We start from the raw sequence: 18,372 nt of genomic DNA on the forward strand, positions 1-18,372 counted from the left end.
CGGGGCCCGCGCTGTCGCGGACCCCGGACGGGGTGCCTCAGTAGCGGTCGACCGTGGGCGGCTCGGGGTCGGTGCCGCTGCCGCCGAGGGTGAAGTCGTAGGCCTTCTTCCAGTCGCCGTCGGTGACGGCGGCCTCGATCGCGTCGTTCAGCGCGTTGCGCATGGCCGTGTCGCCCTTGGGCAGGCCGATGCCGTACGGCTCCTCGCTGAACGGCTCGCCCACGACCTTCAAGGCGTCGGGCTGCTGAGCGGCGTACCCGCGCAGGATCGCGTCGTCGGTGGTGACGGCGTCCACCGCGTTGGAGGTCAGCTGCTCCACGCACTTGGAGTAGGCGTCGAAGGTGACCAGGTCGGCGTCGGGGTACTCGTCGCGGATGCGCGTGGCAGGCGTCGAGCCCTCCACCGAGCAGACCTTCTTGCCCGCGAGCGAGTCCGGCCCGGTGATCTCCGACTCGTCGGCCCGCACGAGCAGGTCCTGACCGGCCACGTAGTAGGGGCCGGCGAAGTCGACGACCTCCTTGCGCTTGTCGTTGATCGTGTACGAGGCGATGACCATGTCGACCGTGCCCTGCTGCAGGAACGGCTCGCGGTTGGCCGAGACGGTCTCGACGAACTCGATCTTGTCCGGGCTCAGCCCCAGCTTCGCGGCCATCAGCTTGGCCATCTCGATGTCGAACCCGGCGTACTCCCCGGACCCGGCGTCCTTCTGCCCGATGCCGGGCTGGTCGGCCTTCACGCCGATCGTGACTTTGCCGGCCGAGGTGATCTTCTCGAAGGTCGGGCTGCCCTCCAGGGTCACGCCCGTCGCGACGGCGTAGGTGGGTGCCGCTGCCGGCGTCCCGCCGGAGGTCGAGCCGCCGCCGCTGCTGGTCTCCGGGGAGCCCTCCTGACCGCACGCGGTGAGGGCGAGGACGGCCGTGGCGGCACCGGCCAGCACGACGTTTCTGACGTTCTTCACGGGGTCTGGTCTCCTCGATCGCAGTGGCACTGCTGGGTCGGTGCTGGATCCGTGGCCCCGATGCGTGGCTGGATCAGCGAGTGGGTCGGCGGGTGGGTCAGTGGGTGAGGATCTTCGAGAGGAAGTCCTGGGCGCGCGCGTGCTTCGGTGCGGTGAAGAACGTCTCGGGGTCGGTGTCCTCGAGGATCTGGCCGTCGGCCATGAAGACCACGCGGTCGGCGGCCCGACGGGCGAAGCCCATCTCGTGGGTGACCACGACCATCGTCATGCCCTCGCGGGCGAGCCCGGTCATGACGTCGAGCACCTCGTTGATCATCTCCGGGTCCAGCGCCGAGGTCGGCTCGTCGAAGAGCATGACCTTGGGGTCCATCGCCAGCGCCCGGGCGATGGCGACACGCTGCTGCTGACCGCCGGACAGCTGCGCCGGGTACTTGCCGGCCTGGGAGGACACGCCCACCCGCTCCAGCAGCGCGTCGGCGCGCCTGCCGGCGTCGGAGGACGACTTGCCCCGCACCTTCACCGGCCCCAGCGTCACGTTCTCCTTGACCGTCTTGTGCGCGAAGAGGTTGAAGGACTGGAAGACCATCCCGACGTCGGCGCGCAGCCGCGCCAGGTCCTTGCCCTCGGCGGGCAGGTCCTTGCCGTCGATGGTGATGCGGCCGGAGTCGATCGTCTCCAGCCGGTTGATCGTGCGGCACAGCGTCGACTTGCCCGAGCCCGACGGGCCGATGACGACGACGACCTCGCCCTCGGCGATGGTCAGGTCGATGTCCTTGAGGACGTGCAGGGCGCCGAAGTGCTTCTGCACGCCCTCGAGGCGGACGAGGGGACGACGGCCCGTCGTCGGTGACGGGTGAGGGGCCTGCACGTGGTCACTCATGCCGCTGGACCGTACAGGAGGTGCTCACCGTGTCCACCGGACCGCCACGCAGGTGACGACATCGTGATCCGAAAGTGATGGCGGCCCGTCCCGGCGGGAGCGGAACCGGGACGCCGGGCACGACCTAGACTGGGGTGTGATGAGCACGACGACCGACTCCCCGCAGACCGGCACCCCGCGCACGTACCAGGTGCGCACCTTCGGCTGCCAGATGAACGTCCACGACTCCGAGCGGCTGTCGGGCCTGCTGGAGGACGCGGGGTACGTCCGGTTCGACGAGGCCGGCGCGCAGGCGCCGGTCGAGCCCGACGTTGTCGTGTTCAACACGTGCGCCGTGCGCGAGAACGCCGACAACAAGCTCTACGGCAACCTCGGCCACCTCGCCCCCGTCAAGGAGCGGCGCCCGGGCATGCAGATCGCCGTCGGCGGCTGCCTGGCGCAGAAGGACCGCGGCGAGATCGTCCGCAAGGCGCCGTGGGTCGACGTCGTCTTCGGCACCCACAACGTCGGCTCGCTGCCCGTCCTGCTCGAGCGCGCCCGGCACAACGCCGAGGCCCAGGTCGAGATCCTCGAGTCGCTGGAGACGTTCCCCTCCACGCTGCCCACGCGCCGCGAGTCGCCCTACGCGGCGTGGGTGAGCATCTCGGTCGGCTGCAACAACACCTGCACGTTCTGCATCGTCCCGGCCCTGCGCGGCAAGGAGAAGGACCGCCGCCCCGGCGACGTCCTGGCCGAGGTCGAGGCCCTCGTCGGCGAGGGGGTCCTCGAGGTCACCCTGCTGGGGCAGAACGTCAACACCTACGGCGTCGAGTTCGGCGACCGCCTGGCCTTCGGCAAGCTGCTGCGCGCCACCGGCGGCATCGAGGGGCTGGAGCGGGTCCGCTTCACCAGCCCGCACCCCTCCAGCTTCACCGACGACGTCATCGAGGCCATGGCCGAGACGCCGAACGTCATGCCGAGCCTGCACATGCCGCTGCAGTCGGGGTCGGACCGGGTGCTGAAGGCGATGCGCCGCTCCTACCGGCAGTCCCGGTTCCTCGGCATCATCGACGGCGTCCGCTCCCGCATCCCCGACGCGGCGATCACCACCGACATCATCGTCGGCTTCCCCGGGGAGACCGACGCCGACTTCGAGGACACCCTGCACGTCGTGGAGCAGGCCCGCTTCTCCAGCGCCTTCACCTTCCAGTACTCCCCGCGGCCGGGGACCCCGGCCGCGACGATGGGCGACCAGATCCCCAAGCACGTCGTCCAGGAGCGGTACGAGCGGCTCACCGCGCTGCAGGACCGCATCACCTACGAGGAGAACCAGGCCCAGGTCGGGCGGACGCTGGAGGTCCTGGTCGCCGAGGGGGAGGGCCGCAAGGACGCCGCGACCCGGCGCCTGTCCGGGCGGGCCCCCGACAACCGCCTCGTGCACTTCGCGGTGCCCGAGGGCACCGCGCTGCGCCCGGGTGACGTCGCCACGGTGCACGTCACCCGCGGGGCCCCGCACTACCTCGAGGCCGACGACCTCGGCGCGTTCGCGGTGCGCCGCACCCGCGCGGGCGACGCGTGGGAGGCCCGGCAGGCTCGCCCGGTGGAGGAGCAGGCCGACGGCCCCCGGCCCGTGGGGCTCGGGATGCCGTCGCTGCGCCGCCGGCCCTGAGGCCGCGCCCGGGCCGTCACTTCGACGGCGGGACCGAGGGGTCCGGCACGGGGTCCGGCCCCGGCGTCGGGCCCGGGTCGGGCACCGGCGGCTCCCCGGGCTGACCGGGGTGCGGGACGGGGGTCGGCGGGGCCGGCACCGGCGGAGGCGTCGGGATCGTCACCGGACCGGTCCCGTCATCGGCGTCCCGTCGGTGGTGGTGCCGCCGCGCATCGGGGTGCCGCCGTCCGGCGTCGTCGTCGGGGGCGCCTGCTCGGCCGCCCGGTCGACGCCCTTGCGGGCCAAGTCGGCGACCCGGGACACCTTGTCGGCGTACTTGCCGTCGGTCCGCGAGTTCAGGAACTGCCCGGCCTTGCCGATCGCCCCGTCCGCCCGGCCGGAGTGCTCGGCCGCGAACGTGCCAGCCCTCCCGCGGGCCTGGTCGGCAATCTCCTTCGCCTGGTCCGCGGCCTCGCCCAGCTTGCCCTTGAGGTAGTTCATCGTGCCCACGGTCACGTCCCTCCACTCGGTCCCCGGCAGTCGTCCCGGACGGGGTCAATGCTCTGCCACCATGACGATGTGGGCCAGCCGAAGATTCCCGTGATCGCCGTGATCGGCCCCACCGCCTCCGGCAAGTCCGACGTCGGCGTCGCCCTCGCCCGGCTGCTCGAGCGGGCCACCGGCACCCCCGGCGAGGTCGTGAACGCCGACGCGCTGCAGTTCTACCGCGGGATGGACATCGGCACCGCGAAGATCACGCAGGCCGAGCGGCGCGGCGTCCCGCACCACCTCCTCGACGTCCTCGACGTCACCGAGACCGCCGAGGTCGCCGCCTTCCAGCAGTGGGCCCGGGACGTCTTCGACGACGTCACCGGCCGCGGTCGCGTCCCCGTCCTCGTCGGCGGGTCGGGGCTGTACGTGCGCGCCGCGCTCGACGACCTCCGCTTCCCCGGCAAGGACCCCGCCGTCCGGGCCCGGCTCGAGGCCGAGCTCGAGCGCGTCGGCCCGCACGCCCTGCACGCCCGGCTGGCCGCCTCCGACCCCGGGGCCGCCGCCCGGATCCTGCCCGGCAACGGCCGCCGCATCGTGCGGGCCCTGGAGGTCGGCGAGATCACCGGGGCCCCCTTCGCGGCCGCCCTGCCCGAGCCGACGTACCTGCGCCCGACCCTGCAGGTCGGCCTCGCGGTGCCCCGCGACCAGCTCGTCGCCCGCATCGACGCCCGCGTGGAGCGCATGTGGGCCGCCGGTCTGGTCGAGGAGGTCCGGGCCCTGCAGGCCCGGGGCCTGCGCGAGGGGCTGACCGCCGGCCGCGCCCTCGGCTACGCCCAGGTCCTCGACGCCCTCGACGGCACGACCACCGACGACGAGGCCCGCGAGCTCACCGCCCGCCTGACCCGGCGCTTCGCCCGCAAGCAGGAGTCCTGGTTCCGCCGCGACGGGCGCGTGCACTGGCTCGACGCCCCCGACGGCACCACCGCCGAGGACCTCGCCCGCCGGATCGTCGACCTGCTGCCCGTAGCATCGGCCGCGTGACCAGCGAGATCCCCTTCACCAAGGGCCACGGCACCGAGAACGACTTCGTGCTCGTCGCCGACCCCGACGGCTCCTGGGCACCGGACGCGCAGCTGGTCGCCGCGATCTGCGACCGGCGCGCCGGGATCGGGGCGGACGGGCTGATCCGCGCCGTCCGCACGGCCGCCGAACCGGCCGCCGCGGCGCTGGCCGACCAGGCCGAGTGGTTCATGGACTACCGCAACTCCGACGGCTCCGTCGCCGAGATGTGCGGCAACGGCGTCCGCGTCTTCGCCGAGTTCCTGCTGAGCAGCGGGCTGCTGCCCGAGGGGGCCGGGGACGGCACCTGGTTCGGCGTCGCCACCCGGGCCGGTCTCAAGCGCCTGCGCCGCGAGCCCGACGGCTCCTGGACGGCCGACATGGGCCGCTGGTCCCTCACCGGCGGCGCCCGGGCCCTCGCCGACGGGTCCGACGCCCTCGTCCAGGTCCCCGGCCTCGACGGCGTGGCCCGCCCCGCGCTGTCCGTCGACCTCGGCAACCCGCACACCGTCGTCGCCCTGCCCGACGCCGCCGAGCTCGACGCCGCCGACCTGGGCCGCGCCCCGCAGGTCGAGCCCGTCCCGCCGCACGGCACCAACGTCGAGCTCGTCGTCCCCGTCGACGGCGTCGACCTCGACGGCAACGGCGACCTCGACATCGGCGACATCGCGATGCGCGTGCACGAGCGCGGCTCCGGGGAGACCCGCTCCTGCGGCACCGGGGCCTGCGCCGCGGCGCTCGCGACCCGCGCGTGGGCCGGGGAGGGCGCACCGGGGGTGTGGCGGGTGCGGGTGCCCGGCGGCCGGCTCGTGGTCACCGTCGGTGCGGGGTCGACGCTGTCGGAGGGGACCGTCTGGCTGTCCGGGCCCGCTCAGCTCGTCGCCCGCGGGGTCCTCACCCTCACCCCTGCCGCCTGACCGTCAGCACCCGGAAGCCCCCGGACGTCGTCGTCCGGGTCGTCGCGGTGCCCGGCAGCACCCCCGAGCCCAGCCAGGAGTGCAGCGAGTCCGCGCCCAGGTTCTTCTGCACGACCAGGTGCGCCACCCCTCCGGGCGCCAGCCGCGGCAGCCAGCGCAGCAGCAGCTCGTGCAGCGCCGCCTTGCCGATGCGGATCGGCGGGTTGGACCAGATCTCGTCGAAGCGCACGGCGGGGTCGACCGCGTCGGGCAGCGCGGCGTGCACGGTCGTGCCCAGGCGCGCGGCGTTGCGCCGCACCAGGTCCAGGGCGCGCTCGTTGACGTCCACGGCGTGGACCGCCTGGTGCGGGCGCAGCAGCGCCAGGGTCAGCGCGACGGGGCCCCAGCCGCAGCCGAGGTCGAGCACCGTGCCGGGGGCGTCGTCGGGCTCGACGAGCGGCAGCAGCACCGCGGTGCCCTTGTCGACCCGGTCGCCGCTGAAGACGCCGCGGGCGGTGGTGACGGTGACCTCGCGACCGGCCAGCTCGACGGTCAGCTCGCGGCGCTCGTCGGCCGTGGCGGGCTGGGCGGAGAAGTAGTGCTCGGGCTCGGGCTGCGACACGACGGGCAAGCGTAGGGCGTGAAATGAACTCGCCCCCGTCGTGGTTGCACTGTCACGCTAGGCGCACACCACGAAGCGACCGAGGAGGTCCATGAACCAGCGCCACGTTCCCGCGACGGAGCAGTCCGCGGGACCCACGAACAGCGAACGCGACCAGGAGTTCGACCGGGCCATCGCCCGCATCCTGCGCGGTCACGGGGAGAACGCGGCGCAGGAGGTGGGCGAGAACGACGATCCCGACGGTCACACCGCGTTCGACGGGGACCAGCTCGACCTCGCCGACCGCCGCGCGCTGCGCCGCGCCGCCGGGCTGTCCACCGAGCTCTCGGACGTCACCGAGGTCGAGTACCGGCAGCTGCGGCTCGAGCGGGTCGTCCTGGCCGGGGTCTGGTCCAGCGCCGACTCCAACCGGGCCGAGGCCGAGGTCTCGCTGCAGGAGCTGTCGGCCCTGGCCGCCACGGCCGGCTCCGACGTCCTCGCGGGCGTGCTGCAGCGCCGCACGACCCCGGACGTCGCGACCTACCTGGGGGCGGGCAAGGCGGCCGCCCTGGCCGACCTCGTGGCCGCCGAGGGCGCCGACACCGTCATCTGCGACGGGGAGCTGTCGGCCTCCCAGCGCCGCGGGCTGGAGGACATCGTCAAGGTGAAGGTCGTCGACCGGACGGCCGTCATCCTCGACATCTTCGCCCAGCACGCCAAGAGCCGGGAGGGCAAGGCCCAGGTCGAGCTCGCCCAGCTCGAGTACCTCCTCCCGCGCCTGCGCGGGTGGGGCGAGTCGATGTCCCGGCAGGCCGGTGGCCGGGTCGCCGGCGGTGCGGGGATCGGTTCCCGCGGTCCCGGTGAGACGAAGATCGAGCTGGACCGCCGGCGCATCCGGGGCCGGATGGCCAAGCTGCGCCGCGAGATCAAGGGCATGGGCACCGCGCGGGTCGAGAAGCGCTCGCTGCGGCACGCCCGGGCCGTCCCGGCGGTCTCCATCGCCGGGTACACCAACGCGGGCAAGAGCTCCCTGCTCAACCGGCTCACCGGCGCCGGGGTCCTCGTCGAGAACGCCCTGTTCGCGACGCTGGACCCGACCGTCCGGCGGGCCCAGACGCCCGAGGGGCGGCCGTACACGCTGGCCGACACGGTCGGGTTCGTCCGCTCGCTGCCGCACCAGCTCGTCGAGGCGTTCCGCTCGACGCTGGAGGAGGTCGCCGAGTCCGACGTCGTCCTCCACGTCGTCGACGGGTCGCACCCCGACCCCGAGGGGCAGCTCGCCGCGGTGCGGGCCGTCCTGGCCGACGTGGACGCGCAGGGCGTGCCGGAGCTGGTGGCGGTCAACAAGGCCGACGTCGCCGACCCTGAGGTCCTCGACCGGCTGCTGCGCCGGGAGAAGAACGCGGTCGCCGTCTCGGCCCGCACCGGGCAGGGCGTGGACGAGCTGCTCGCCCGCATCGCCGAGATGCTGCCGGTGCCCGACGTCGAGCTCGAGGTGGTCGTGCCCTACGACCGCGGCGAGCTCGTCCACCGGGTGCACACCACCGGTCAGGTGCTGGACGAGGAGCACACCGCCGACGGCACGCGGCTGCTGGCCCGGGTCCGCCCGCGGCTGGCGGCCGAGCTGGAGCGGTACCGGCTCACGCGCACCGCGTGAGGTGACGTCCGCGTCCACGGCGGGCCCCGGAGGGGACCCGCTGTGGACGGCGGACGGTCGTGTCGGTGCGACGGGGGAGGATGGACCGGTGAGCACGTCCACCGACCCCGCCCCCCGCGACGTCGCGGACGAGGAGGTCGACGGCCCCGAGGCCGCCGACCTCCTCGACGCCGTCGTCGACGCCCTCGGCGGCCAGCGCCGGGAGGGGCAGGCGCGGATGGCGCAGGCCGTCACCGACGCCATCCGCACCCGCCGCCACCTGCTCGTGCAGGCCGGCACCGGCACGGGCAAGTCGATGGCCTACCTCGTCCCGGCGGTCGCGCACGCCGTGCACACCGACCACCGCGTCGTCGTCACGACGGCGACGCTGGCGCTGCAGGCCCAGGTCGTCGAGCGGGACCTGCCGCGCCTGGCCCGGGCCCTGGCCCCGGCGCTGCGCCGCGAACCCACCTGGGAGCTGCTCAAGGGCCGGGCGAACTACCTGTGCCGCAACAAGCTCGACGGCGGATTCCCCACCGACGAGGGCGCCCTGTTCGACATCGCCGCCCCCACCGTCGCGGCGAGCGGCGCCGGCGGGGACGCCGGGCGGCTGGGCCGCGAGGTGGTGCGGCTGCGCGAGTGGGCCGCGACGACCGAGACCGGCGACCGCGACGAGCTGGACCCCGGGGTCAGCGACCGCGCCTGGCGGCAGGTGTCCGTCTCGGCCCGCGAGTGCCTGGGGTCCCAGCGCTGCCCGGTGGCCGCCGAGTGCTTCTCCGAGCGGGTGCGGGCCCGGGCCCGCCAGGTCGACGTCGTCGTCACCAACCACGCCATGACGGCCATCGACGCCCTGGAGAACAGCGGGCTGCTGCTGCCCGAGCACGACGTGCTCGTCGTCGACGAGGCCCACGAACTGGCCGACCGGGTGACGGCCGTGGCGACGGCGGAGCTGTCCGCCTCGGTGCTGCACACCGCGTCCCGGCGCCTGCGCCGCTCGGCCGGCATCGTCGCCGAGGCCCTCGACGACGCCGCGGTCGCCCTGGAGGCCGCGCTGGAGGAGGCCCCGCCGGGCCGGCTGGACCGGTGGCCCGACGCGCTGGCCGACGCCGTCGTCGCCGTGCGCGACGCCGCCCGGCAGGCGCTGAGCGACCTCAAGGACGCCGGCGAGTCCGCCGGCAAGGAGGAGGACCCCGAGTCCCGCGGAGCCCGGCACCTGGCGCGCGCCGCCGTCCAGGAGGTCTTCTCGGTCGCCGAGCGGCTGGCCGCTGAGGTGGGCCGGGACGCCCAGGACGGTCACGACGTGGCGTGGGTGACCGCGGGCTTCGGGGCGGCCTCGCGGCCGCCGTCCCTGCACATCGCGCCGCTGTCGGTCGCGGGCCTGCTGCGGGAGAGGCTGTTCAGCGAGCGGACCGTCGTCGCCACGTCGGCGACCCTGACGCTGGGCGGGTCCTTCGACCCCGTCGCCGGCGCCTTCGGGCTCAAGGGCGCCAAGGGGGCCGGCACGGCCTGGACGGGGGTCGACGTCGGCAGCCCGTTCGACTACCCCCGGCAGGGGATCCTCTACGTCGCCCGGCACCTGCCCCCGCCGGGGCGGGCCGGGGCGGGTGAGGCGGCGATGGACGAGCTGGCGGCGCTCGTGGAGGCCGCCGGGGGGCGCACCCTGGGGCTGTTCTCCTCGCGCCGGGCGGCCGAGGAGGCCGCCGAGGCGCTGCGCCGGCGCGTCTCGACGCCGGTGCTGTGCCAGGGCGACGACCGGCTGCCCAAGCTCGTCCGGGACTTCACCGACGACCCCGCCACGACGCTGGTCGGGACGATGTCGCTGTGGCAGGGCGTCGACGTGCCCGGCGCCAGCTGCTCGCTGGTGGTCATCGACCGCATCCCCTTCCCCCGCCCCGACGACCCGCTCATGTCGGCGCGGGCCCGGGCCGTGGACGCGGCCGGCGGCAACGGGTTCCTGACCGTCTCGGTGTCCCACGCGGCCGTCCGGCTGGCCCAGGGGGCGGGGCGGCTGATCCGGGCGGCGGAGGACAAGGGGGTCGTCGCCGTCCTGGACTCCCGGCTGGCCACGGCCCGCTACGGCGGGTTCCTGCGCGAGTCGCTGCCGGACTTCTGGGCGACGACGTCGACGGATACGGTGCTGGCGGCGCTGCGGCGGCTGAGCGAGTGACGTCCGCGACACCTCCTGGTGGTGGGGGGCCACGGGCGTGGCATCCTCGCTCTGTGGCCACCGTCGGCTTCCTGCACACCGCGCACGCCCACGTGCGCACCTTCCGCGACCTGCTGGCCGAACGGGACGACACCGTCGCTGATCGGCACCTCGTGGACACCGGCCTGCTCGCGGCCGCTCGGGCCCGGGGGCCCGAGGCCGTGCGCGCCGCCCTGGGCGACCGGCTGCGCCGGCTGGTGGCCGAGGGGGCCGACGTCGTCGTCTGCACGTGCTCGACGGTCGGGGCGACGGCTGAGGCCGTCGGCGCCGAGCTCGGCCTGCGGGTGGTGCGCGTGGACCGCCCGATGGCGGAGGCGGCCGTGCTGGCCGGGCGGCGGGTCGCCGTGGTCAGCTCGCTGGACGAGGCGGCCGCCACGCTCGTCCCGCTGCTGCGGGAGTGCGCCGAGGACACCGGTCGCCGCGTCGACTTCGTCGAGGTGCGCTGCACCGGGACGTGGGCGGCGTTCGAGTCCGGGGACCTGCTGACCTACACGACCGGGGTGGCCGACACGGTCCGCCGGGCGCTGCGGCCGCTGGACCCGCCGGTCGACGTCGTCGTGCTGGCCCAGGCGAGCATGGTCGACGCAGCGCCGTTGCTGCGCGACCTCAGCGTCCCGGTGCTCACCTCACCGCGGCTGGCGGTCGAGGCGGCCGTCGAGCTGGTGCTGCCGGTGCGCTGAACCGGCGCCGGGCTGGCGACGGGCCGGCGACGGGTCCGCGCGGGTCACAGGCTCCGCAGGACGGCGGTGACCCGGCCCAGGACGGTGGCCTCGTCGCCGTCGATCGGGTCGAACAGCGGGTTGCGGGGCAGCAGCTTGACGTGGCCGTCCTTGCGCTGCAGCACCTTCACCGTCGCCTCGCCGTCGATCATGGCGGCGACGACGTCCCCGTTCTCGGCCGTCGGCTGCCGGCGCACGACCACCCAGTCGCCGTCGCAGATGGCCGCCTCGATCATCGACTCGCCCACGACGCGGAGCACGAAGTGCTCCCCGGCGCCGATCAGCTGCGCCGGCAGCGGGAACACCTCCTCGACGAGCTGCTCGGCGAGGATGGGGCCACCGGCGGCGATGCGGCCCACGAGGGGCACGTACGCGGGGGCGGGGTGGCTGTCGGCGGCCGCGCCGTCGACGCCGTTGACGCCGTCCACCACGCCCCACCCCGACCGCGGGGGCGGGGAGACGACCTCGAGGGTGCGGGGGCGGCGCGGGTCCTTGCGCAGGAACCCCAGCCTCTCGAGGGTCTTGACCTGGTGGGCGACGCTGGAGGGGCTCGTCAGGCCCACGGCCTGCCCGATCTCCCGCATGCTCGGCGGGTACCCGCGCTGGTCGACGCAGTCCTTGATGGCGTGCAGGACCCGGCGCTGCCGCTGGGTGAGCCCGTCGCGCGCCAGGGGAGGGTCGGGGAACTCGTGGACCGTCCCGAGCGCCTGCTCCGTCACGGGTCCGCTCTCGTCGGTGCCGTCCAGCACGTCGGCCACGTCCTTCTCCCTGTCCGATGGTCACCCGGGGCGCTGCGCGGTGCCGCGTGGTCGGTCGAGCTCGCCGACCGCCCGGTGGAGCAACGTTAGCCACCCGGCCCCCGGGCATCAAACACGTGTTCGAACCCGGCGTGTCGACCAGGCCCTGGTCGGGTGCCGGGACGCTGCCTAGGCTCGTCCCATGTGCCGGAACATCCGCCAGCTGCACAACTTCGAACCGCCCGCCACGGGCGAGGAGGTGCGGGCGGCGGCCCTGCAGTACGTGCGCAAGGTCGCCGGGACGACGAAGCCGTCGGCGCGCAACCAGGAGGCGTTCGACCGCGCCGTCGCGGCCGTCGCGCACGCCACCGAGCACCTCCTGGACGACCTCGTCACCGCCGCCCCGCCGAAGGACCGCGAGGTCGAGGCGGCCCGGGCGCGCGAGCGGGCGGCCAGGCGGTACGCCTCCTGACGAGGGCCTGGACGTCGTCGCAGGTCAGCGCGTCTGTCGGAGGGCGGTGGCAGCGTCTGCCCGCGTCACCCCCCCCGGTGCGCCCGGGGGCCGGCCGTCGCGGTCGGCCTCCCCGGGCCCCTGCGGGGGTTGCGCTCCACCGTTCGAACGGTGGTAGAACAGACGCGCCCGATCGAACACCCGTTCGATCGCGGCGACCCCGAGATGGAGGCCCACGCTCGTGAGCACCACCGCCCTCGTCCTGCCCTGCGAGCCGTCGCAGCCGTTCCTCGCCCGGCCGTCCCGCGCGGCGGCGCACCGGCCCCCGCGCGCCCGGCACGACCGCCGCCGCCCCCGTCCGGTCCGCCACCCGCACGCGGGCACCACCGGTCTGCGCCTGACCCGCCGCGGCCGCCTGCTCGTCACCTGCACCGCGGCCACCGCGCTCACCGGGGCGGTCGTGGCCGTCACCGGTGCCCTCACCGGGGCCTCGGCGGGGGTCCACCGGGCACCGGCAGCCGTCGTCGTCACGGTCCAGCCGGGTCAGACGCTGTCGGCCATCGCCTCCGGCTGGGCCCCCCGCGAGGACTGGCGGGAGGTCGCCGGGCGGATCGTCCAGCTCAACGAGATGCCCTCGATGACGGTCTCGGCGGGGCAGCGGCTCGTGATGCCGACCCGGGACTGAGACCCGTGGACACCCCGGGGGCGACCGGTCCGGTTGCCCGTCCTCCCCGTCCGGACGTACGGTCGAGCCTTGGCCAGGCCTGTCGTTCGGTCGCGGGGGAGGAACTCGGGGTGCACTGCCCGTTCTGCCGGCACGAGGATTCCCGTGTCGTGGACTCCCGCACGACGGACGACGGCAGCTCGATCCGTCGCCGTCGGCAGTGTCCCAACTGCTCCAAGCGGTTCACCACGGTCGAGACGGCGAGCCTGACGGTCCTCAAGCGCTCCGGCGCCCCCGAACCCTTCAGCCGCGCCAAGATCGCCTCCGGCGTGCGCAAGGCCTGCCAGGGGCGCCCGGTGTCCGAGGACGACATCGCCCTGCTGGCCCACCGGGTCGAGGAGGCCGTCCGCGCCCAGGGCGCCGCCGAGATCGACGCCCACCAGGTCGGGCTGGCGACGCTGCCGTTCCTCCAGGAGCTCGACGAGGTGGCCTACCTGCGCTTCGCGTCGGTCTACCAGGCCTTCGACTCCCTCGCCGACTTCGAGAAGGCCATCGACCGCCTGCGGGCCGAGCGCGAGGCCGGTCTCGGCCCGCTGGGCCGCCCGGGCGACCAGCCGGCCGTCGCGCGCGGCTGACCCTCGGTCGGCCCACCTCCCCATCCGGAGGATGATGGGCGGATGCTCGATCCGGCCTCCCTGTACTCCTACGAGGGTGAGCGGCCGTCCCTGGTGGAACCGCCCCTCGTCATCGCCCTGTCGGGCTTCATCGACGCCGGCAACGCCGTCCGGCAGACCGTCGAGCACCTGCTGCGGACCTGCCGCAACGACGTCGTCGCCTCGTTCGACGTGGACCAGCTGCACGACTACCGGGCCCGGCGGCCCACGATGACCTTCGGCGGGCAGGACTGGGTGGACTACGAGCCCCCCCGCCTGCAGGTCCACCGGGTCACCGACGAGGACGGGTCCTCGCTGCTGCTGCTGTCCGGTCCCGAACCGGACGTGCAGTGGGAACGCTTCAGCGCGGCGGTGTGGCGGCTGGTGGACGAGCTGGGCGTCGGGCTGGTCACGGTGCTGTCGGCGGCCCCCACGGCCGTCCCGCACACCCGTCCCGCCGGGGTGACCGCCAGCGCCACCCGGCCCGAGCTGCTGGACGGGTTCCGCACCTGGGACCTGGAGGCGCAGGTGCCCGCGCACGCCTCGGCGCTGGTCCACCTGCGCGGCGGCCAGGCCGGCCGCGACGTCGTGTCGGTGCTGGCGCACGTGCCGCACTACCTCGCCGGCAGCGACTACCCCGACGCCGCGGCCGTGCTGGTGCGCACGCTGTCGGGCACGACGGGGGTCGCCGTTCCGGTGCAGTCGCTGCAGGAGGCCGCGTCGGCCACCCGCGTCGAGGTGGACCGGCAGGTCGCGGAGTCCCCCGAGGCCGCCGCGGTCGTGACCGCGCTGGAGGAGCAGTACGACGCCTCCGGCGACGAGGGGCGCGGCACCGGCGCCGCGAGCGCCTTCCTGCCCACCGCCGACGAGCTGGGGGAGGAGTTCGAGCGCTTCCTGGCCAAGCGCGAGGAGGACCCCGGCCCGGAGTGAGCCGCCGGCGCGCCGCGGGCCGGGCTCAGGCGGACGCGGTCGCCCCGTCGGTGCCGACGCTGCCCCCGGTCGCCCCGGACAGGTGGTGCAGCAGGGCGAGGGCGTAGGCGTCGGAGGCGTCCGCCGCCTCGAAGGCGTCGGCGCCCCGCTCGTCCAGCAGCAGCACCCGGTGGACCGACCCCCCGGGCGCGTCGCGCCGTTCCAGGCGGGTGAACCGGTCCCCGAGCAGGTCGCGCAGCTGGTGCTCGGCCGGCAACCAGCACGCCTCGGGGCGGTCCACCGAGTCCAGGGCCCACTCGGTCGTGCCGTTGAAGCCGATGAACTGGCCCGTGGGGTGGTCGTGGACCTCGACGGTCATGTCCGAGAGCGTGAAGACGTCCGAGTCCATGTCCCGGTGCGGGATGACGAACCGGTCGCCCGAGGCGGGCTCCCACGGCAGGCCGGCGTCCCGGAGGCGGAGGGCGAGATCGACGGAGATCACCCGACCCAGCATGGACCCACCGGCGCGGCGCGTCTCCCCGGAGCGTCTCCCGAGAGCGTCTCGTGGTGCCGGGAGCGTCGCGACACGGTAGGAACGTCCTCCATGACCGACAGCTCCCTGGACCTCGACGCCGCCCGCGAGCGGCTCACCACCATGCAGCGCGACCTGCGGGCCACGATCGACGACCTCACCGCACGCCTGGAGGCCGGGAGCACCCCCGACGCCGCCGAGGGCGGGCAGGACGCCGGCGACCTCGGCGCGCACGAGCAGCAGGCCGCCGAGAACGAGGGGCTGCTCGAGGGCGCCCGCCGGCGGCTCGACAGCGTGCAGGACGCCCTGAAGCGGCTGGACGCCGGCACCTACGGCATCTCGGTCGTCTCCGGCGAGCCCATCCCCGTCGAGCGGCTCGAGGCGCTGCCGGACGCGGCCACCCTGGCCGGCGAGAAGCTCTGACCCTCCCGCGGCGCTCCGCCCGCGGACCCGCCGGTGGCCCCGCTACGGCAGGGCCACTGCCGCGCGGTGGTCGTCGGCGGGCAGGGCGCCGTCGGTGACCGCGCGCACCGACAGGTGCGTCAGCGCGACCTCCCCCGTCGTGGTGAGGAACGCGGTGTCGGCGGCGTCGCGGCCCGCGGTGATGCGCAGCAGCGCCGGGCGCGGGGCCAGGCCGGTGGCGTCCACGACCCGCCACCGGCCCTGCGGGGCCGCCTCGACGACGGCGTGGAAGTCCGGGACGGCCAGCCCCGGCGCGTAGGCGACCGCCACCCGGGCCGGGACGTCCAGCGCCCGCAGCAGCGCCGCCGTCAGGTGCGCGAAGTCCCGGCACACCCCCCGCCGGTCCAGGAGCGTCTCCAGGGCGCCGTCGCCCGGCGCGCTGGACCCGCTGACGTACCCCGTCCGGGCGCCGACCCAGCCGGCCACGGTCCGCGGCAGGTCCGCGCGCGGCACCGACCCGAACTCGGCGGCCGCGGTCCGGGTCAGCCGGTCCGACGGGCAGAACCGGCTGGGCCGGGTGAACTCCCACCGCTCGGCGGCGCGCAGGGCGTCGTCGGCCGCTGCGGGGTCGGTCGTGGCGGTGGCCCGGTAGGTGACCGTCGTGGTCCCGGCGGGGGCGGTGAACTCGTGCAGGCGGCCGCCGTCGGGCAGGTGCACCTCCCGCACCGGCACGGTACCGGCGGACCCGGTGACCACGAGCGTCTCGGCCCCGACCTCGACGCCGGGCCGGCGGGCGAGGGCGACGAGCAGGGCCGCGCCCACGGGGTGGCCCGCCTCGAACCGCAGCTCGGTGCGGACCGTGGTGCTCAGGCGGTGCACCCGCGCGATCCTGCCCCAGGCGCCCGCGGGGTGCGCGCCGGCACCGGCGTGCCTACGGTCGGTGGATGCGCATCGTCATCGCCGGGGGCCACGGGAAGATCGCCCTGCTGCTGGGGGAGCTGGCCGCGCGGCGGGGCGACGAGGTGGTCGGCCTCGTCCGCGACCCCGCCCAGGTGCCGGACCTGGAGGCGGTGGGCGTGCGGGGGGTGGTGCGCGACCTGGAGGGCTCGCAGGCCGCCGACGTGGCGGGTGACCTGGCCGGGGCCGACGTCGTCGTCTTCGCCGCCGGGGCCGGCCCGGGCAGCGGTGCGGCCCGCAAGGACCTCGTGGACCGCGCCGCGGCGGTCCTGCTGGCCGACGCGGCCCAGCGGGCCGGCGTCGGGGCCTACCTGCTCGTCTCGTCCATCGGGGTGGACTCCGTGCGCGACGGAGCCGTCCCCGACGGGGTCGACGAGGTGTTCCTGGCGTACCTGCGCGCGAAGCTCGCCGCGGAGGAGGACCTGCTGGCCCGCGAGCGGCTGCGGGTGTGCGTGCTGCGCCCGGCGGGGCTGACGGACGACCCGGGGACGGGGAGGGTGCGGCTGGCCGCGGCCGTGGACGCCGGCCGCGTGCCCCGCGCCGACGTGGCCGCGGTGCTGCTGGCGCTGGCGGACCGGCTCGTCGCCGGCCCCGCCCCCGCACCGGTGCTGGGGCTGTGCTCGGGGGAGGAGCCGGTCGCGGACGCCGTGGGCGGGGTCTGAGCCGGCCGCCGCCGGGCCGGTGGGCGGGGCCGGTCCGGACCTGGGCGCCGGGTGCGGGAGACTGGAGACCCGACCGCGTCGCTGAGCTGGAGGAACACCGTGTCCGCCCCCGACCTCGCCCCCGCCCCCCTCGGGCGTGCGCTCCTGCTGGAGAACATCCACGCCGACGCCCGGACGCTGCTGTCCGAGGCCGGTTGGGAGGTCGAGACCGCGTCCGGGGCGCTCGACGAGACCGAGCTGCTCGAACGCCTCCCCGGGGTGTCCCTGCTGGGCATCCGCTCCCAGACCCAGGTCACCGCCAAGGTCCTGGACAACGCGCCGGACCTGCGGGCCGTCGGGGCGTTCTGCATCGGCACCAACCAGATCGACCTGTTCGCGGCCGCGACCGCCGGGGTCGCGGTGTTCAACGCCCCGTACAGCAACACCCGCAGCGTCGTCGAGCTCGCCCTCGCCGAGATCATCGCGCTGACCCGCCGCCTCACGGTCAAGGACCGGGCCATGCACGCGGGCGTGTGGGACAAGTCCGCCACGGGCTCGCACGAGGTCCGCGGCCGCCGGCTGGGGATCATCGGCTACGGCAACATCGGCTCGCAGCTGTCCGTCGTGGCCGAGGCCCTGGGCATGAGCGTCTTCTTCTACGACCGCACCGACAAGCTCGCCCTCGGCAACGCCCGCCGCTGCGGCAGCCTGCACGAGGTCCTGGAGATCGCCGACGTCGTGACGCTGCACGTCGACGGCCGCAGCAGCAACTCCGGCTTCTTCGGCGAGGAGGAGTTCGCCCGCATGCGGCCGGGCTCGATCTTCCTGAACCTGTCCCGCGGGTTCGTCGTCGACCACGTCGCGCTGCGCAAGCACGTCGAGAGCGGGCACATCGCGGGCGCGGCGATCGACGTGTTCCCCACCGAGCCGAAGGGGTCCGGGCACGCCTTCGAGTCCGAGCTGCGCGGGCTGCCGAACGTCATCCTCACCCCGCACGTCGGCGGGTCGACGGAGGAGGCGCAGGAGGACATCGGCCGCTTCGTCGCCGCGAAGCTGCGCGACTACGCGCTGCACGGCGCGACGACGCTGTCGGTGAACCTGCCGACCCTGGGCACCGAGTCGACGCCCGGGACGGTCCGGCTGGCGCACCTGCACCGCAACGTGCCGGGGGTCCTCGCGGCCATCAACTCGGTCCTGGCGCAGGCCGGGGTGAACATCGAGAGCCAGCAGCTGGCGACCCGCGGCGACCTGGGCTACGTCGTCACCGACATCGCCGCGCACGCCTCCGACGAGGTCGGCCGGCGGTTGCGGGAGCTGCCCGAGACGGTCCGCGTGCGCCAGCTGGGCTGAGC

The 18,372-nt window shown here is 75.2% G+C and carries 20 protein-coding genes; 13 read left to right on the forward strand and 7 right to left on the reverse strand.

What is annotated here, in order from left to right; translation table 11 throughout:
* Positions 1–37: 37 nt before the first annotated feature.
* Positions 38–958, reverse strand: a complete 921-nt coding sequence (locus ACRYM6_RS16125) for a glutamate ABC transporter substrate-binding protein (protein WP_432543900.1) — start codon at positions 956–958, stop codon at positions 38–40.
* Between the two features lie 97 nt (positions 959–1,055).
* The gene (locus ACRYM6_RS16130; protein WP_432543901.1) at positions 1,056–1,838 is read right to left on the reverse strand and encodes an amino acid ABC transporter ATP-binding protein; all 783 of its coding nucleotides are present in this window, start codon (positions 1,836–1,838) and stop codon (positions 1,056–1,058) included.
* 139 nt (positions 1,839–1,977) lie between these two features.
* On the opposite strand from ACRYM6_RS16130, the gene miaB reads away from it, so the two are divergent.
* Entirely contained in the window at positions 1,978–3,486 is a 1,509-nt protein-coding gene (miaB, locus tag ACRYM6_RS16135; RefSeq protein WP_432543902.1) for a tRNA (N6-isopentenyl adenosine(37)-C2)-methylthiotransferase MiaB, read from the forward strand.
* 159 nt (positions 3,487–3,645) lie between these two features.
* On the opposite strand, the gene ACRYM6_RS16140 is transcribed toward miaB, so the two are convergent.
* Complete coding sequence (locus tag ACRYM6_RS16140) at positions 3,646–3,981, reverse strand: antitoxin (protein ID WP_432543903.1); 336 nt, start codon at positions 3,979–3,981, stop codon at positions 3,646–3,648.
* 42 nt (positions 3,982–4,023) lie between these two features.
* Between ACRYM6_RS16140 and miaA the strand changes: the two genes are divergently transcribed.
* Positions 4,024–4,998: a tRNA (adenosine(37)-N6)-dimethylallyltransferase MiaA gene (gene miaA / locus ACRYM6_RS16145; protein ID WP_432543904.1), complete on the forward strand. Its 975-nt coding sequence runs from the start codon at positions 4,024–4,026 to the stop codon at positions 4,996–4,998.
* Positions 4,995–5,933 carry a diaminopimelate epimerase gene (gene dapF, locus ACRYM6_RS16150; RefSeq protein WP_432543905.1) on the forward strand — a complete coding sequence of 313 codons (939 nt, stop codon included), beginning with the start codon at positions 4,995–4,997 and terminating at the stop codon, positions 5,931–5,933. Before miaA ends, dapF begins: the two co-directional genes overlap by 4 nt.
* On the opposite strand, the gene ACRYM6_RS16155 is transcribed toward dapF, so the two are convergent.
* On the reverse strand, positions 5,917–6,534 hold the full coding sequence (locus tag ACRYM6_RS16155; RefSeq protein WP_432543906.1) for a class I SAM-dependent methyltransferase: 618 nt from the start codon (positions 6,532–6,534) through the stop codon (positions 5,917–5,919). The two genes, dapF and ACRYM6_RS16155, sit on opposite strands and share 17 nt — an antisense overlap.
* 91 nt (positions 6,535–6,625) lie before the next feature.
* Here ACRYM6_RS16155 and hflX point away from each other — a divergent pair, with 91 nt between their 5' ends.
* From hflX to ACRYM6_RS16170, 3 genes are all read left to right on the forward strand, one after another.
* Positions 6,626–8,170 (forward strand): GTPase HflX, encoded by a 1,545-nt coding sequence (gene hflX / locus ACRYM6_RS16160; protein ID WP_432543907.1) that lies wholly within the window; start codon positions 6,626–6,628, stop codon positions 8,168–8,170.
* A gap of 88 nt (positions 8,171–8,258) precedes the next feature.
* A complete protein-coding gene (locus ACRYM6_RS16165; protein WP_432543908.1) occupies positions 8,259–10,316 on the forward strand; it encodes an ATP-dependent DNA helicase in 2,058 nt (685 codons plus the stop codon).
* A 53-nt stretch (positions 10,317–10,369) separates the two neighbouring features.
* A complete protein-coding gene (locus ACRYM6_RS16170; RefSeq protein ID WP_432543909.1) occupies positions 10,370–11,035 on the forward strand; it encodes an aspartate/glutamate racemase family protein in 666 nt (221 codons plus the stop codon).
* Between the two features lie 44 nt (positions 11,036–11,079).
* On the opposite strand, the gene lexA is transcribed toward ACRYM6_RS16170, so the two are convergent.
* Positions 11,080–11,832, reverse strand: a complete 753-nt coding sequence (gene lexA, locus ACRYM6_RS16175; RefSeq protein WP_432543910.1) for a transcriptional repressor LexA — start codon at positions 11,830–11,832, stop codon at positions 11,080–11,082.
* A gap of 181 nt (positions 11,833–12,013) precedes the next feature.
* On the opposite strand from lexA, the gene ACRYM6_RS16180 reads away from it, so the two are divergent.
* The 4 genes from ACRYM6_RS16180 (at position 12,014) to ACRYM6_RS16195 (ending at position 14,509) form a co-directional block, all read left to right on the forward strand.
* Positions 12,014–12,283 (forward strand): DUF2277 domain-containing protein, encoded by a 270-nt coding sequence (locus tag ACRYM6_RS16180; protein WP_432543911.1) that lies wholly within the window; start codon positions 12,014–12,016, stop codon positions 12,281–12,283.
* 220 nt (positions 12,284–12,503) lie between these two features.
* Complete coding sequence (locus ACRYM6_RS16185; RefSeq protein WP_432543912.1) at positions 12,504–12,947, forward strand: LysM peptidoglycan-binding domain-containing protein; 444 nt, start codon at positions 12,504–12,506, stop codon at positions 12,945–12,947.
* Positions 12,948–13,057: 110 nt separating this feature from the next.
* The gene (nrdR, locus tag ACRYM6_RS16190) at positions 13,058–13,561 is read left to right on the forward strand and encodes a transcriptional regulator NrdR (RefSeq protein WP_432543913.1); all 504 of its coding nucleotides are present in this window, start codon (positions 13,058–13,060) and stop codon (positions 13,559–13,561) included.
* A gap of 42 nt (positions 13,562–13,603) precedes the next feature.
* On the forward strand, positions 13,604–14,509 hold the full coding sequence (locus tag ACRYM6_RS16195; RefSeq protein ID WP_432543914.1) for a proteasome assembly chaperone family protein: 906 nt from the start codon (positions 13,604–13,606) through the stop codon (positions 14,507–14,509).
* Between the two features lie 25 nt (positions 14,510–14,534).
* On the opposite strand, the gene ACRYM6_RS16200 is transcribed toward ACRYM6_RS16195, so the two are convergent.
* On the reverse strand, positions 14,535–14,990 hold the full coding sequence (locus tag ACRYM6_RS16200; protein WP_432543915.1) for a pilus assembly protein CpaE: 456 nt from the start codon (positions 14,988–14,990) through the stop codon (positions 14,535–14,537).
* Positions 14,991–15,092: 102 nt separating this feature from the next.
* Between ACRYM6_RS16200 and ACRYM6_RS16205 the strand changes: the two genes are divergently transcribed.
* Positions 15,093–15,443: a TraR/DksA family transcriptional regulator gene (locus ACRYM6_RS16205; protein ID WP_432543916.1), complete on the forward strand. Its 351-nt coding sequence runs from the start codon at positions 15,093–15,095 to the stop codon at positions 15,441–15,443.
* 42 nt (positions 15,444–15,485) lie between these two features.
* On the opposite strand, the gene ACRYM6_RS16210 is transcribed toward ACRYM6_RS16205, so the two are convergent.
* On the reverse strand, positions 15,486–16,301 hold the full coding sequence (locus ACRYM6_RS16210) for a transglutaminase-like domain-containing protein (protein WP_432543917.1): 816 nt from the start codon (positions 16,299–16,301) through the stop codon (positions 15,486–15,488).
* 65 nt (positions 16,302–16,366) lie between these two features.
* Between ACRYM6_RS16210 and ACRYM6_RS16215 the strand changes: the two genes are divergently transcribed.
* Both ACRYM6_RS16215 and serA read left to right on the forward strand, forming a co-directional pair.
* On the forward strand, positions 16,367–17,041 hold the full coding sequence (locus tag ACRYM6_RS16215; RefSeq protein WP_432543918.1) for an NAD(P)-binding oxidoreductase: 675 nt from the start codon (positions 16,367–16,369) through the stop codon (positions 17,039–17,041).
* Between the two features lie 99 nt (positions 17,042–17,140).
* On the forward strand, positions 17,141–18,370 hold the full coding sequence (gene serA / locus ACRYM6_RS16220; protein ID WP_432543919.1) for a phosphoglycerate dehydrogenase: 1,230 nt from the start codon (positions 17,141–17,143) through the stop codon (positions 18,368–18,370).
* Positions 18,371–18,372: the final 2 nt, after the last annotated feature.

This window comes from Kineococcus rugosus, assembly GCF_050871975.1.
Taxonomy (GTDB): Bacteria; Actinomycetota; Actinomycetes; order Actinomycetales; family Kineococcaceae; genus Kineococcus.

Coding starts and splice junctions, on each gene's coding strand:
- miaA (WP_432543904.1), top strand. CDS start 4,024: ATGCTCTGCCACCATGACGATGTGGGCCAGCCGAAGATTCCCGTGATC.
- ACRYM6_RS16205 (WP_432543916.1), top strand. CDS start 15,093: ATGACCGACAGCTCCCTGGACCTCGACGCCGCCCGCGAGCGGCTCACC.
- ACRYM6_RS16130 (WP_432543901.1), bottom strand. CDS start 1,838: ATGAGTGACCACGTGCAGGCCCCTCACCCGTCACCGACGACGGGCCGT.
- ACRYM6_RS16215 (WP_432543918.1), top strand. CDS start 16,367: ATGCGCATCGTCATCGCCGGGGGCCACGGGAAGATCGCCCTGCTGCTG.
- ACRYM6_RS16195 (WP_432543914.1), top strand. CDS start 13,604: ATGCTCGATCCGGCCTCCCTGTACTCCTACGAGGGTGAGCGGCCGTCC.
- hflX (WP_432543907.1), top strand. CDS start 6,626: ATGAACCAGCGCCACGTTCCCGCGACGGAGCAGTCCGCGGGACCCACG.
- miaB (WP_432543902.1), top strand. CDS start 1,978: ATGAGCACGACGACCGACTCCCCGCAGACCGGCACCCCGCGCACGTAC.
- ACRYM6_RS16180 (WP_432543911.1), top strand. CDS start 12,014: ATGTGCCGGAACATCCGCCAGCTGCACAACTTCGAACCGCCCGCCACG.